9 protein-coding genes and 4 tRNA genes are annotated in these 15,847 nt (G+C 44.5%); 10 read left to right on the plus strand and 3 right to left on the minus strand.

Annotated elements, in window-relative coordinates:
* Window positions 1-34: 34 nt before the first annotated feature.
* Entirely contained in the window at window positions 35-2,398 is a 2,364-nt protein-coding gene (locus tag vsple_RS05750) for a DNA polymerase II (RefSeq protein ID WP_261882934.1), read from the minus strand.
* 439 nt (window positions 2,399-2,837) lie between these two features.
* Here vsple_RS05750 and uvrY point away from each other — a divergent pair, with 439 nt between their 5' ends.
* From uvrY to nspC, 10 genes are all read left to right on the plus strand, one after another.
* Entirely contained in the window at window positions 2,838-3,482 is a 645-nt protein-coding gene (gene uvrY, locus vsple_RS05755; protein WP_032549301.1) for a UvrY/SirA/GacA family response regulator transcription factor, read from the plus strand.
* A 15-nt stretch (window positions 3,483-3,497) separates the two neighbouring features.
* Complete coding sequence (gene uvrC, locus vsple_RS05760; RefSeq protein WP_261882935.1) at window positions 3,498-5,330, plus strand: excinuclease ABC subunit UvrC; 1,833 nt, start codon at window positions 3,498-3,500, stop codon at window positions 5,328-5,330.
* A 46-nt stretch (window positions 5,331-5,376) separates the two neighbouring features.
* Complete coding sequence (gene pgsA / locus vsple_RS05765) at window positions 5,377-5,934, plus strand: CDP-diacylglycerol--glycerol-3-phosphate 3-phosphatidyltransferase (RefSeq protein WP_032549299.1); 558 nt, start codon at window positions 5,377-5,379, stop codon at window positions 5,932-5,934.
* 269 nt (window positions 5,935-6,203) lie between these two features.
* Window positions 6,204-6,277, plus strand: a tRNA-Cys gene (locus vsple_RS05770).
* Between the two features lie 25 nt (window positions 6,278-6,302).
* A tRNA-Gly gene (locus tag vsple_RS05775) sits at window positions 6,303-6,378 on the plus strand.
* Between the two features lie 77 nt (window positions 6,379-6,455).
* Window positions 6,456-6,542: transfer RNA gene (locus tag vsple_RS05780), tRNA-Leu, on the plus strand.
* Between the two features lie 30 nt (window positions 6,543-6,572).
* Window positions 6,573-6,648, plus strand: a tRNA-Gly gene (locus vsple_RS05785).
* Window positions 6,649-7,941: 1,293 nt separating this feature from the next.
* Complete coding sequence (locus tag vsple_RS05790) at window positions 7,942-10,839, plus strand: pyridoxal phosphate-dependent class III aminotransferase (protein ID WP_420833797.1); 2,898 nt, start codon at window positions 7,942-7,944, stop codon at window positions 10,837-10,839.
* A gap of 8 nt (window positions 10,840-10,847) precedes the next feature.
* Complete coding sequence (locus vsple_RS05795) at window positions 10,848-12,101, plus strand: carboxynorspermidine synthase (RefSeq protein WP_261882937.1); 1,254 nt, start codon at window positions 10,848-10,850, stop codon at window positions 12,099-12,101.
* A gap of 201 nt (window positions 12,102-12,302) precedes the next feature.
* Window positions 12,303-13,442 carry a carboxynorspermidine decarboxylase gene (nspC, locus tag vsple_RS05800; protein WP_261882938.1) on the plus strand — a complete coding sequence of 380 codons (1,140 nt, stop codon included), beginning with the start codon at window positions 12,303-12,305 and terminating at the stop codon, window positions 13,440-13,442.
* Window positions 13,443-13,501: 59 nt separating this feature from the next.
* On the opposite strand, the gene vsple_RS05805 is transcribed toward nspC, so the two are convergent.
* The gene (locus vsple_RS05805; RefSeq protein WP_255230924.1) at window positions 13,502-14,014 is read right to left on the minus strand and encodes an Lcl C-terminal domain-containing protein; all 513 of its coding nucleotides are present in this window, start codon (window positions 14,012-14,014) and stop codon (window positions 13,502-13,504) included.
* A complete protein-coding gene (locus vsple_RS05810; protein ID WP_261882939.1) occupies window positions 14,014-15,672 on the minus strand; it encodes a DUF1566 domain-containing protein in 1,659 nt (552 codons plus the stop codon). The genes vsple_RS05805 and vsple_RS05810 overlap by 1 nt, the downstream gene beginning before the upstream one ends.
* Window positions 15,673-15,847 lie beyond the last annotated feature (175 nt).

A 15,847-nucleotide genomic window follows, 5' to 3' on the forward strand; every position in this document is an offset into this window, starting at 1 on the left:
GGTGCTTCTGCTTTTTTATTTGGGATAAGTGGACCTAGAACAACCCTAGTTGTTGACCGCTGACTTGTTCAAAATCGAGTCCGATAAACGGCAATATCGCTTCCGCGACAGGTTTCAACTGCTTATCGATGTAATGTTGATAGTCGATGCCACTCTTCAAGTACTCTTTGGGTTCAGGGCCGTTTAACGTAATCAAATACTCAATGCGCCCTTTGTTTTGGTATTGCAGAGGGCGGCCTAGCTTGTCGTTTATCTCATCCGCCATGCGTGCAGCACGAACTTGGGGCGGAATGTTCTTCTGATATTCGTGCAGTTTTCGTCTTAGCCGTTTTTGATAAACCAGCAAATCGTCGTGTTTGCCAGCCGCTGTTTCATCGACAAAATTACGAACGTAGTCGGTTGGGTCTTGGTCATGGAAAACCATCTCATACAAAGTCTGCTGAAAGCGTTGGGCGAGTGGCGTCCAATCGGTACGCGCACTTTCTAGCCCTTTGAAGACAATCTTCTCATCGCCTTCTTCGCCAATTAGACCTGCATAGCGTTTCTTTGAGCCTGTCTCTGAACCACGAATAGTAGGCATCAAGAATTTTCGATAGTGAGTCTCGTACTCCAGTTCGAGTATAGAAGTCAGGTTGTATTTGTCTTTTAGATGCTGTGTCCACCAATCGTTGATATACGCGACCAGTGATTGACCGATTTCATCCGCATCTTCTTGACTGTAGCTACCATTCAGAGACACGAATGTAGAGTCAGTGTCACCATAGATAACCTGATAGCCTTTCTCTTCGATAAGTACCTTGGTTTGTTTCATGATCTCATGCCCGCGCATGGTAATCGACGACGCCAAACGAGTATCGAAGAAGCGGCAGCCAGATGAGCCCAAAACCCCATAGAATGAGTTCATGATGATCTTGATCGCTTGCGAGAAGGCCTTTTCATTGTTCTTCTTTGCAACATCACGCGCAGCCCACAAGGTTTCAATCATCTCGGGTAGAAAGTGCTTGCTACGGTGGAACTGTCCACCTCGAAACCCCTCAACGGCTTGGTCGTCATCGCGGCCAATTTCTTGCTTTAATCCTTCAATCAAACCCATTGGGTCGATGAGGAAAGATCGGATGATAGATGGGTATAGGCTCTTAAAGTCGAGCACCAGCACTGAATCGTAAAGGTTCGGGATGGAATCCATCACATAACCGCCGGGACTAGCAATCCAGTTCTCAGGCTGTAAGTTTGGCGCAATGTACCCAGCTCGATGAATCTGAGGTAAGTAGAGATTAGTAAAGGCCGCCACAGAGCCACCAACCTTATCAAGCTCAACACCAGTTAGGCGAGACCGTTCAATAGCAAACTCAACAAGGTGTGTATGTTCAAAGATGCGATTGACTAAAACACAGTCTTGGAGGTTGTACTTGGCAAGTGAAGGTTTATCGAACTTAAACATTCGATTAATTTCATCCATGCGGTCGTGCACATTGTGGATGTCTTTACCTTCACCCAATAGCTCTTGAGAAACCGACTCTAGAGACCAAGACCTGAAGTGGTAGGTTGCGGTTTTGAGCATGTCGATACCGTCCAAAACCACACGTCCAGGGATAGTGATAAACCCTTGCTGACTTTGAGCAGAACTGCGGAAGAAGCTAGGTTGATTATCGCGACCGATATTGAGTTTTATTTTGTTCCATTCAGCCCGCTTGTGAAGCAGTCGGAAATCAAAATCAATCACGTTCCAACCGATAATGACGTCGGGGTCATAACGTTTAAACCAATCTATCATGGCTTCTAATAGTGCCGCTTCGTCTTTAACCCATTGAATCGCGGTTTCGGCTGCCTGCTCTGGACCCACCATGATAACGCGACTGTCCATTGGGCTATCTAAACCAATAGAGTAGAGGATACCTTTCTCTGAGCACTCGATATCTAATGAAACGACGGATAGAGTCGGTAAGTAATCGCCGGCTCGACATTTAGTGTTAGTGACACGCTGGTGCTGAGTTCGAGAAGTGACATTGCCGGTAAACTCAATGCTGCCTTTAATGAATCTTTCCATTAGGAAGCGATCGGCGAGACGAATATCAGCCTCAAACGTCACGATAGACTCTTGATTGAAGACTTGGTTTAAGGCGCTGCTTTCACGAATTAATCGTGTATAGCAACCTGCTAGCGGTGTGTGCGAGAAGTTGGTCAGTTCCAGGGCTTTTATTTCGCACTCAATCCCTGCTTCCTTAGCGAGTTTGATACAGGTGTCGATATTCGATTGCTCGATGAAGAAGATTGGGCGCTCGCCTTTAACAGTAAGCAAAGTTGGCCCATCCGGTGTACTGACCCAAATATCAATTTGAGTCTGGCCAGAAAAATCTCTTGCTTGTCTTGTCAGCACAAAGCCTTGCTGAATATCCAATATTGTCGCCTGTAATAATTTTTGGTGTTAAAACAAGATGCGATTCTAGCACTTAGTGTCGAAGCTGAGACAAAAGTCATTAAAAATAGCCAGTTTTTTTTGCTTTTAGCGACTCGATAACGGGACTTACCGAACAAAAAGGTGAATTTGTAACAATTGTTCAAATCGCGGTATTGAAAATATATTTATCTTGTGTAAATTAAATGATTGGCATCTTAACTGATTGTTTTTTAATAAAGCTTAGCTGAATAACTGTGGTTCTTGTAAATAAGTACTTGCTAAAGTTCGCGTTTCAGCACATATTCAACAGAGCTTTTTTTAACGATTTAAGTTAAGATGAACAGCAATGCTGCGATCCACTGTTCCTTTATTCAATTGTTTCAATTAGATGAATCAATACGGTGGTTGCAGAGCCAATTAATAGTGTGGAGATACAAGTTTGATAAATGTTTTCCTTGTAGATGATCACGAGCTGGTTCGCACAGGGATACGACGTATTATTGAAGACGTCCGTGGAATGAACGTAGCAGGGGAAGCTGAAAGCGGTGAAGAAGCAGCAAAGTGGTGTCGTACTAATAATACCGACGTCATTTTGATGGATATGAATATGCCTGGTATTGGTGGCTTAGAAGCAACCAAGAAGATTTTGCGCTTTAACCCAGACATTAAAATCATCGTTTTAACTGTTCATACGGAAAATCCGTTTCCAACTAAAGTGATGCAAGCTGGAGCTGCTGGTTACCTTACTAAAGGGGCAGGTCCGGACGAAATGGTCAATGCGATTCGCGTGGTAAACAGCGGTCAGCGTTACATTTCACCAGAAATCGCGCAGCAGATGGCACTAAGCCAATTCTCGCCTGCCTCTGAAAATCCATTCGCTGATCTTTCTGAGCGTGAACTTCAAATTATGATGATGATCACCAAAGGTCAGAAAGTAACGGACATTTCAGAACAACTTAATCTAAGCCCTAAGACAGTGAATAGCTACCGCTACCGACTGTTTAGTAAACTAGACATCAGTGGTGATGTAGAGCTTACTCACTTAGCGATTAGACACGGAATGCTAGACACCGAGACCCTCTAGCACTGAGATTATATAGTGACATCCTCATTTGACTCAGTCTCATTCCTAAAGACCGTAACAGAACAGCCCGGCGTTTATCGTATGTATAACGCCGAGGCTGTTGTTATCTATGTCGGCAAAGCAAAAAATCTAAAGAAACGCCTCACTAGCTACTTTCGTAAAAAAGTCGATAGCGAGAAAACGCGTGCTTTGGTTAGCAATATTGCCAAGATAGACGTAACGGTTACACATACTGAGACAGAAGCCCTAATCCTCGAGCACAACTACATTAAGCAGTACTTACCTAAGTACAACGTTTTGCTGCGCGATGATAAATCTTACCCTTATATCTTCATCAGTGGTCACAAACACCCAAGACTGTCGATGCACCGTGGTGCAAAAAAGAAAAAAGGGGAGTATTTCGGACCTTATCCTGATTCTGGGGCAGTGCGAGAAACCCTGCACTTGCTGCAAAAGATATTCCCAGCTCGACAATGTGAAGATACCGTTTATGCGAATCGTACTCGCCCTTGTCTGATGTATCAGATTGGTCGATGCGCCGCACCTTGTGTCAGTTCAATCATCTCCGATGAAGAGTATGCAGAACTGATTGGTTATGTGCGCTTGTTCTTGCAAGGGAAAGACAATCAAGTGTTGGAAACTCTGGTCCAAAAAATGGAGCAAGCAAGCCAACAACTCAAGTTTGAACAGGCAGCGACATTTCGCGACCAAATTCAGGCGATTCGTCGAGTACAAGAGCAACAATACGTATCTGACGATTCAATGGAAGATATGGACGTACTCGGCTTTGCGCAAGAAAACGGTGTCGCTTGTATTCATATTTTGATGATTCGTCAGGGCAAGGTGTTGGGTAGCCGCAGTCATTTTCCAAAGATCCCAAACAATACGGTTAGGGAAGAGGTGTTTTCGAGCTTCTTGAGTCAGTATTATCTGGCACATAATGAAGCGAGAACCATCCCAACTCGTTTGATCCTCAATACTGATTTGATTGAGGATGTGACTCCGATTCAACAAGCTTTGTGTGAAGTCGCAGGTCGAAAGATCCACTTCAATGCCAACCCTTCCGGAACCCGAGGTCGTTATCTCAAGTTGTCGAACACCAATGCGTTAACGGCAATAACGACCAAGATTAATCATAAAATGACGATTAATCAGCGCTTTAAAGAGCTTCAAGATGTCTTGTCTATGGATGCCATTAAGCGCATGGAGTGTTTTGATATCAGTCATACCATGGGTGAGAGCACTATCGCGTCTTGTGTCGTATTCAACCAAGAAGGTCCAGTGAAGCAGGAATACCGTCGTTACAATATCACGGGTATCACTGGAGGTGATGATTATGCTGCTATGGGGCAAGCGTTAGAGCGTCGTTACTCCAAGCAACTGGATGTGGATAAGATTCCAGACATTATCTTTATCGATGGTGGTAAAGGGCAGTTGAACCGCGCTCATGAGATTATTTCGCAATATTGGGGTGATTGGCCTGTTCGACCAAGAATGGTGGGTATTGCGAAAGGGGTTACCCGTAAACCAGGTCTTGAAACCCTAATTACTTTGGAAGGCGAAGAGTTTAACTTACCAACGGACGCGCCAGCTTTACACCTCATTCAACATATTCGTGATGAGAGCCATAACCATGCCATCGCTGGTCATCGAGCGAAACGTGGTAAAACACGTCGCACGAGTGCGCTTGAAGGAATCGAGGGGGTGGGGCCAAAACGTCGCCAAGCTCTGTTGAAATATATGGGTGGACTGCAAGAGCTTAAGCGTGCAAGTGTTGAAGAAATAGCCAAAGTGCCGGGCATTAGTCATTCTTTGGCAGAAAACATTTATCAAGCATTGAAACAATAGTAAAAATCCCGCACCATAAACGCGCAATGGATAAGAGCCTAATAATATGCGTTTGAATATACCCAACATTTTGTCCCTACTGAGACTTTTTTTAATCCCAGTATTCGTTATCGTTTTCTACCTACCTTATCAATGGGCTCCTTTTGCAGCTGCGATGGTTTTTTGGGTGGCCGGATTTACTGACTGGCTAGATGGTATGTTAGCGCGTAAGCTAGGCCAGACTTCTCGTTTTGGTGCCTTTATCGACCCTGTAGCCGATAAAGTTCTCGTAGCAACGGCTCTGATTCTGATTACTGAACACTACCACTCAATTTGGGTGACGATTCCAGCAGTAACCATGATTGCACGTGAAATTATTATTTCAGCACTTCGAGAATGGATGGCTGAAATTGGTAAGCGCGCAAGCGTTGCGGTTTCTTGGGTAGGCAAGGTTAAAACTGTTTCTCAGATGTTTGCCTTATGGGTCCTGATTTGGCGCTATGACGACTGGATGATTTGGGTCGGTTACGCCGCGCTTTATATCGCAACTATCCTGACATACTGGTCAATGGCTCAATACTTAATGGCAGCCAAAGATGACTTGTTGGATGAACAACATCATTAATTGAGAAAAGCGAGCTTAGGCTCGCTTTTTTGATCTTTGAATTTCAGCATCGAAGTAATCATATGACGTGACAGTGTGATGTTGATCAATTTTAATCGCCTATTCCTTCGACCTTTTTGTACATTAAGTTAGCTATTTAGCCCTTTTCGTATAAATACTATTCAAACGAATTAAAAATACAAAAATAGTGTTGACTCAATCGTGTGATTCCGTAGAATGCATCCCGTACCCAAGAGGATGGCAATGAGCGGTTCGATTGGAGTTACTAAGGCGCCTTGGCAGAGTGGCTATGCAGCGGATTGCAAATCCGTGGACCTCGGTTCGACTCCGGGAGGCGCCTCCATTCAAACCTTGAGTTTGAATACTATGCGACACTAGCTCAGCTGGTAGAGCGCAACCTTGCCAAGGTTGAGGTCACGAGTTCGAACCTCGTGTGTCGCTCCAAATTTTGTAATGTCGATTAGCATCGACATTAAGATGGTGTTTACGAATCGTAACGGCATCGCAATAAAGAATTGCGTGCCCTGGTGGTGGAATTGGTAGACACAAGGGATTTAAAATCCCTCGGCGTTCGCGCTGTGCCGGTTCAAGTCCGGCCCGGGGCACCATCTATAAAGTCTAAATTTAGTTTAGCAAATGCGACACTAGCTCAGCTGGTAGAGCGCAACCTTGCCAAGGTTGAGGTCACGAGTTCGAACCTCGTGTGTCGCTCCAAATTGAAAAACCCGAGCAGAAATGTTCGGGTTTTTTCTATTTCAGGTGCATACAATTTATTGGTAAACACAGTTATCTAAAAAGTAGGTCACGAGTCCCCCCGTGTACCTAGCCGGCCGCGTCGTTCCAAATTAAGAAAGGCTCATCAGAAATGATGAGCTTTTTTGCATCTAGAACATCGTAAAGGCCGACCGAAATGTTCGGGCTTCTTTGTATTCGGATGTTTGAAAATTCACGTGCTGTTTTAGATTCCCTATGAACTCGTTCCTCGTTCTAGGGAATGACGGCTGACAGGGGATCTTCTGTCTAATACCAATCACAGTAAATAAGTGGTCAAAAATAGCGCCGGGAAAAGACTTAAGAACAAGGCAGAATTTTTTGGTAAGTAGTTATTCTACAATCAAAAATTCTAACGCAGTTATCAAGCGTTTTAACAAGCTAGGATGATCAGTTATTTACTACGATTGGTATAATCACTCGTTACGCCTTTCTGGTTAGTCCTTTAACATAGGATGCAGTCTTAGGTTCCATGAGAGTCCCAATGAACTCGTTCCTCGCTCTAGGGAGTGACGGTTGACTGGGAGTTATCTTCGTCATCCTCGATCGTGAGGAACGAACGAGTCGGGGATCTTCTGTCTAATCACTCGTTACGTCCTTTCTGGTTAGTCCTTTAACATAATATGCAGTCTTAGGCTCTATGAGATTCCCTATGAACTCGTCCCTCGCTCTAGAGAATGACGGTCGACTGGGAGTTATTTTCGTCATCCTCGGTTGTGAGGATCGAGCGAGCCGGGGATCTATTCCGTTTCGCGACGAGTTTACCTATACCTCGTATTTATAGTCCTAATATTAAAAACTATTGCTAGTGTGTTAGAAACTATGTTACTTTCCCGCCCAATCTCGGAATGGACAACGATTGCTTCTGGGGGATACGCGCAGTGACCATTCAGGCTGATTGTGACACTGCGTAGGGTAGGTATCAGTTAGTTCTTTAACTGATAGACGGGATACTTATGGCGCTTGGTGCCATGTTAATGGGAAACCCAACATTGAACTCACTTAACACAACACTGCGAATCAGCTTTTCACATCCAATTGGGCCGGTGCTTCACCTTTGCCCGATCCTTCAAAACAGTAGTATTACTGAACCTTGATTTTACGCTAAGTAAATTTTGCTGCCGTTAGGCGGCGCTTGGTCGTGTTTGTCATTTGACTTGCACGGGCGTACAACTATACCTCGCTTCTAGCAATGTGCTGTTAGGAGGGAGTATGAATACATTCAAGGGATTTTTTATGACTACCGCCTTTGAAGTCGATACAAATACTATCGCACACTCGTTTTCAACTTCAGTTCCAGTCGTTGAAGGCACTTATGATCTTACACCAGACGCTATTTTGCTTGAACAAGAGCAAAACGAATCGGCAGTTCGTTCTTACCCAAGACGTCTACCGATTGCAATAAAACGCGCCTATGGTGCTCTGGTGGAAGATACTCGCGGACAAATCTTCCTAGACTGTCTTGCAGGAGCTGGGACGTTAGCGCTAGGTTACAACCATCCAGAGATCAACCAAGCATTAAAAGCTCAGTTGGATTCAGGTCTACCGTATCAAACTCTAGATATCACAACTCAGGCGAAAGAGACCTTTATCAATCGCGTTAAAGGATTCTTACCACAAGACTTTGCTGAAAATTCAGTGATTCAATTCTGTGGTCCATCGGGTGCTGATGCGGTTGAAGCTGCTATTAAGTTAGCCAAACAGACTACCGGTCGTAATACTATGTTTGCTTTCCGTGGCGCATACCACGGGATGACCAACGGTACTATGGGCATGATGGGTAACTTAGGCACGAAAGCGCGTCGTAGTGGCCTGATGTCTGATGTGCACTTTATGCCATTCCCATACAACCTTCGTTGCCCATTTGGTCTTGGCGGTGAGCAAGGTGCGCAAGCAAGTCTTCGTTACATTGAACGTCTATTAGCCGATGACGAAGCGGGTATTATGAAGCCTGCCGCGATGATTGTTGAGCCAGTGCAAGGTGAGGGTGGTGTTATTCCAGCGCCTGCATCTTGGTTACGTGGTTTACGACGCATCTGTGATGAGCACGGCATCCTACTGATTTTTGATGAAATCCAGTGCGGTGTGGGCAAAACAGGCCACCGCTTTGCATTTGAAGAGTCAGGCATTAATCCAGATATCCTATGTCTTTCTAAAGCGATAGGCGGCGGCCTACCAATGTCACTGTTGGTTTTCGATAAGAGTATTGATACTTGGAAAGCGGGTGAGCATACCGGCACTTTCCGTGGCAACCAATTGGCAATGGTGTCAGGTGCGAAAGCACTAGAGATTATTGAGCGAGACAACCTTGTTGAACATGCGAATATCGCGGGTCAATATCTTCGCCACGGTTTAGAAAAGCTACAACAACGTGTTGATTGTATTGCTGAAGTTCGTGGTAAAGGCTTGATGTTAGGTGTTGAGATTCAAAGCCCTAACGGTGAGAAGAACCGTTTTGGTGAGCCCGTTGCTGACGGCGATCTGACTCTGAAAATCCAGCGAGCAGCTCTTGAGCGCGGCTTGATGGTTGAAAAAGGTGGACGTGAAGGCTCTGTTATTCGTTTCCTTCCTCCAATGATCATCAGCTTCGAACAGATTGATTTTGCCCTTCGCGTGATGGAAGAAGCGATTCTTGCTGCAGGTGGTAGCCATGTTGAAGCTGGCAGTGCAAACAGCGAATGGAAGAAACACTTCATCCATACAGGCGTAGGTGGCAGCGACGAGTTTGAAAAGGTTCTTAATCAAACCACTCAAGCAATGAAGTCGGTGTTTGAACAAGTTGATGCCCCATACTCTGGCTTAGAGCCTAAAATACTGGAAGCGGCTATTAACGCAGTCGATCTTGATAACGTTCAAGGTTCGTTAGTTGACGTGGTAGAAGACACGGCTGACCTAGTTGCGAAGAACTCTATCTTTGTGCAACATCCTGATTGTATTGCACATCTTCACACACCACCATTGATGGCATCGGTTGCTGCTGAGTCTATGATTGCGGCACTTAATCAATCAATGGACTCCTGGGATCAAGCGTCTGCGGCTACCTATGTTGAGCAGAAAGTGATCGACTGGATGTGCGGCAAGTACGATCTTGGTGAGAAGAGCGATGGCATTTTCACAAGTGGTGGAACCCAAAGCAATTTAATGGGGCTGCTATTGGCACGCGACTGGATCGCGAACAAAATCGATAGTCACTCTATTCAAAAATTGGGTCTTCCAGAGTACGCAAAAAAATTACGTATTTTATGCTCTAAAAAGTCGCACTTCACTGTCCAGAAATCGGCTTCTTTGTTGGGACTTGGTGAAAATTCGGTGTGCTGTGTTAATACCAACAGCAATGGCACCATCAAAACCGAATTGTTAGAAAAAGCGATTAAGGAACTGAAAGATGAAGGCCTGATTCCGTTCGCAGTTGTGGGCACGGCAGGTACAACCGATCACGGTGCGATTGATGACTTAGAGTCGATTGCGCAGATCGCTCAGCAGCAAGAGTTGTGGTTCCATGTCGACAGTGCTTACGGTGGTGCTTTGATCCTCAGCAGCCATAAATCACGCCTTAAAGGCATTGAGAAAGCGGATTCTGTCAGTGTTGATTTCCATAAGCTGTTCTATCAAACGATCAGCTGTGGCGCGCTGTTGCTGAAAGATAAGCAAAACTTCCAGTTCTTATTGCATCATGCGGACTACTTGAACCGAGAGCACGATGAACTGCCAAACTTGGTTGATAAGTCGATTGCAACGACCAAGCGTTTTGATGCGCTCAAAGTCTTTATGACAATGCAGAGCGTAGGGCAGGCACAATTGGGTGAGATGTATGACCACCTGTTGGCACAAACACTTCAGGTTTCCGATCTAATTCAAAACCACGAAGGTTTTGAGCTATTAGCCGAACCAGCATTATCGACAGTGCTGTTTAGAGCGATTAATAGCAATGTCACGGATTTAAACACGTTTAACCAAACATTAAGGTTAGAGGCTCTGACTCGTGGAGTCGCTGTACTGGGCGAAACTATGGTCGATGGTAAGAGCGCGTTGAAGTTCACCATCCTAAATCCATGTTTAGACATGGCAGACTTCGAATCTCTAATTACAAAAATTCATAATCTAGCGGCTGAGCTAGCAGAACAACAAGGGTAATAAATATTATGGCAATTCTACAAATTGGTGCAGGTGGCGTAGGTTGGGTTGTTGCACATAAAGCGGCACAAAACAACGACGTTCTGGGTGACATTACTATCGCATCTCGTACTATCGCGAAATGTGAAAAGATCATCGAATCGATCAAAGGTAAAAACAACCTTAAAGATTCAACTAAGAAACTAGAAGCTCGCGCTGTAAACGCAGATGACGTTGATGCACTTGTTGCTCTAATCAAAGAAGTTCAGCCTGATCTAGTGATCAACGCAGGTCCCCCATGGGTAAACATGGCGATCATGGAAGCGTGTTACCAAGCAAAAGTATCTTACCTAGATACGTCAGTAGCGGTTGACCTATGTTCTGAAGGTCAGCAGGTTCCTCAAGCTTACGATTGGCAGTGGGGTTACCGTGAGAAGTTCGCAGAAGCGGGCATCACAGGTATTCTTGGTGCTGGATTCGATCCAGGTGTGGTTTCAGTATTTGCTGCTTACGCGGTTAAGCACCTGTTCGATGAGATCGATACTATCGATGTCATGGACGTTAATGCTGGCGACCACGGTAAGAAGTTCGCAACTAACTTTGATCCAGAGACAAACATGCTTGAGATTCAAGGCGATTCTTTCTACTGGGAAAACGAAGAGTGGAAACAGGTTCCATGTCACTCTCGTATGCTAGAGTTTGACTTCCCGAACTGTGGTTCTCATAAAGTTTATTCAATGGCACACGATGAAGTTCGTTCAATGAAAGAGTTCATCCCAGCGAAACGCATTGAGTTCTGGATGGGCTTTGGCGACAAGTACCTAAACTACTTCAACTGCATGCGTGATATCGGCCTCCTGAGCCCAGATCCACTAACGCTGCACGATGGAACTGTGGTTCAACCTCTGCACGTCCTTAAAGCACTGCTACCAGATCCAACATCACTTGCACCGGGCTACACAGGTCTAACTTGTATCGGTACATGGGTACAAGGTAAGAAAGACGGTAAAGAGCGCAGCGTTTTCATCTACAACAACGCAGACCACGAAGTGGCATACGAAGATGTAGAGCACCAAGCGATCTCTTACACAACTGGTGTGCCAGCAATCACAGCTGCCCTGCAGTTCTTCCGTGGTGAGTGGGCAGACAAAGGTGTGTTCAACATGGAACAGCTAAACCCAGACCCATTCCTGGAAACTATGCCGAGTATTGGTCTAGATTGGCATGTTCAAGAGCTTGAAGCTGGCCAAGGTCTTCCTGTGATTCACGAGCTGAAAAAATAAGAATCAGCTTCTTGTTTTGATTGCTAATTAAAGGGGACATGGATTGTTCCCTTTTCGATGATGATCTCTTTAAAGCTTTGGTATCATTTATTTTGATTTTGTAACTCACTACGTTCGAACAGGACAAAATCAAAATAAATCACACCAAACTTGTTTAATTTACCTTTCCATCTTTAGATGCTGCTTGAGCGCGTATAGAAAATGACATTTAAGAAAGAAGAACTTAAAACCCCATATTTTATGATCAACGAAGATAAGTTGATTGAGAATCTAGAGAAAGCAAAACAGCTTAAAGAGTTGTCTGGCGTTAAATTGGTATTGGCCTTGAAATGCTTCTCTACGTGGGGCGTATTTGACATCATTAAGCCTTACCTAGATGGCACGACAAGCTCTGGCCCGTTCGAAGTAAAACTTGGCCACGAGACTTTTGGTGGCGAAACTCATGCATACAGTGTGGGCTACAGCGAAGATGATGTACGTGAAGTAGCGGACATCTGTGACAAGATGATCTTCAACTCGCAGTCTCAGTTAGCGGCTTACCGCCACATTATCGAAGGGAAAGCGTCAATTGGTCTTCGTTTGAACCCGGGTGTCAGCTACGCAGGTCAAGACTTGGCTAACCCAGCGCGTAAGTTTTCTCGTCTAGGCGTTCAAGCAGACCACATCAAACCAGAAATCTTTGAAGATATTGATGGTGTGATGTTCCACATGAACTGTGAAAACAAAGATGTGGATGCGTTTATCGGCTTGCTAGATTCAATTTCTGATCAGTTCGGTGAATACCTTGATAAGCTAGACTGGGTGAGCATGGGCGGCGGAGTCTTCTTTACCTGGCCAGGTTATGACATTGAAAAGCTAGGTGCTGCACTAAAAGCATTTTCTGAGAAGCACGGCGTTCAAATGTACCTGGAACCCGGTGAGGCGATCATCACTAAGACAACCGATCTTGTGGTGACTGTGGTCGACATCGTAGAGAATGTAAAGAAGACTGCAATCGTTGACTCTGCAACCGAAGCGCACCGCTTAGATACGCTTATCTATGACGAGCCAGCATCTATCTTGGAAGCGTCAGAGAGTGGCAAGCATGACTACGTCATTGGCTCTTGTTCTTGTCTGGCAGGCGATCAGTTCTGTGAAGCAAGTTTTGATGAGCCGCTAGAGATTGGTCAGCGTCTGCACATCTTAGACAGTGCTGGCTATACAATGGTGAAGCTAAACTGGTTTAACGGTTTACGTATGCCTTCAGTCTACTGTGAGCGCTCAAGTGGCGAAGTACAGAAGCTAAACGAATTCGATTATTCGGACTTTAAGCGTTCATTATCGCAGTGGTCTATAAAATAGATTGAAATAAATAGAGCAACCGATGGGTTGCTCTTTTTGTATAAGGGTTAATTGGAAGCTTAGTTGAAGTCTTTAACCAGTCGTAACAGCATAAATCCGCTAGAATTTACTGTAACCTCTTGCCCTTCCGCAAAGTCAATCACTAGACCAGCATAATCAGCGTTAACATTGTGTGCATCTGGGGTATTAGTCCAATAAGGTACGTTTATAGTGCTCGGAAAGAAATCTAAGTTGATGGATGGTTTAGCACATTGATAATCAACAATTGACCCAAGCTCTTTGATATTCGGTAGTCTAAAATCATCAACCCCAACGTTCTCATTCATCAACGCTGAACTCCAGGTTGTAACGCTCGTTGGCTTACCGCTACAAGTATTGGTATCTGGAACGTATGTTTCTCCAACATTACACTTTTGCCAAAGCAGGTTAGTTGAAACATCTAAAACAGTCCCATCTTTGCGATCTATAAATTGCCCATCCGCTTGCGAATTAGGTTGATTCTCTACACATTGTTGAGCAAAACTCGAACTTGAAGCTATCAGCGTAGCTATAAAAAAGTACTTTAGTTTCATTATTCTATGCCTCCACTCACCGCGATTACACCTTGATACGTTCCCTTATTACACAACTTAACTTGCCCTGTTGGAACGTCCATACACCAAGCACTGCCCGTACCGGCTGCGGAACTTGAGTGTGTATAAATAGTGGTAGCTGAGTTGCCTACATCGTCACCTTTCATAAATGGGAAGTAGTTCTTGGTAGTAGGATCTTCAGCTCCTACACTGTAGTTAACAATAGATCGAGCTTCTGCGGGAGACGGTAATCTCCACGTATTAATTCCGCATACAGAAAAGCTGTTGAGGTTAGCTATGTAGCCTTCTGTGTCACAGCGTCGATTACCGCTTGATTCTGTCGAGTATGCACACATCGATGATATAGGCCCATCTGCTAATAACTCATCATTTTTATGACCTGGTGCATTAGCGTTTGATGTTGAATTGGAGTCATACCAAGTGTATCTATATTCCGAGCTTCTCCAGGCTCCTGACTCGCTAGTCCACGGATAAGCGTTATTATCTGGGTCATCAGCATAGGCTTCTAGCCAAGTATCAATATCAGCCTGAGAAGGCAAAGTGATCGGGGCCTGTTTGGCTTCAATGTAAATTCCCGTGCGTTCATCTCGAACACACGCCCACTCTAATGCATCGTTTGGAAGCATATTGCCACTGTAGTCAAGCTTAGTGAACTTAAACCCGTGTTCACCATCGGAGTGGACATTTTCACTTGCCGTATCTAGTCCGTAATCAGCATCTTGATTTTTGTAGCGCTCTGGGGCAGAGGTTCGAGTATGATCTACGCCATCTGAATAGGTAGCAAATCCAGTATCATTAATCTGCTTATCACCTGGGATATAGAAGGACAGAGTGTTGTTGGAACTATCAATTGTAGTGTTTCCACTACTCGCCATTGTATAGGTAACAGACTCTCCGCCTTCACTTAAGCCATCTTGTAAAGCTGTAACTTGCACTAGGTGACTTAACTTTTCAGCAGGTATTGTGATGGTTAGAGAGTTTAGGTTACTTGTAAAATCATCTGCAGAAGCAATACCTGTTTGTTCAAGAGTAACCGTTACATCTTCGTACGAATAATTGCTGAGGTCTATATAGCTTTGGGCATTATCTCCCTCCAAAACGGCTTTACTAGCATCTCTGAAACTAATGGTTGGTTCTGTATCACTGTCAGAGATTGCAACCGAAGCTTGGGAATTACCAATTTGATAATTATCGCTTGAATCAGCCGAAATCGTATAGGTTAAAATTTTGTTGCTTTCGTACAAGTTATTATGGATTACATCTAGTGGTAAAGATGCCTGTGTTACGCCCGCAGTAATTACAATAGTTTGCGCCGATAGTGGCTCGTAATTTTTAAATGTGCCCGTTGAACGGGTAGTCAGATCGCTCGTGTTAATCGATAGGGTCAAGTCGTTGGCTAAGGCACTTGAGAGAGTAACAGTAATGTACTCAGTAGCTGAACCTGAACTTGGCTCTGAAAAAGTTACTGAGCTAGGGATGCTTATTTCCACGACTTGAGGTTCAGTCGGATCGGTAGGGTCGGTTGGTGTTGTTGAATCACCACTATCTTCATGGCCACTTTGACAGCCTGTAAAAAGTGAAGTTAGAAGGATTACTGAGACGGCATTAAGAGGCCAACTCGGCTTGTTTCTATCCATGTATGAACCTAAGTGACTAAGTTAATGAAAGTAGCCGTATGGTAACAAAAAATGCAATCCGATAATCCTGTTTCACTAGCTAAAATTATGATTTAAGTAGAATTTATACATAAAATTTGTAAGTAATGTAAGAAGCCAAAGTGGTTTATAGGATGGAGTGGAAGAAGGGGGAAGG

The sequence above is a fragment of the Vibrio pelagius genome (assembly GCF_024347575.1).
Classification (GTDB): domain Bacteria; phylum Pseudomonadota; class Gammaproteobacteria; order Enterobacterales; family Vibrionaceae; genus Vibrio; species Vibrio pelagius.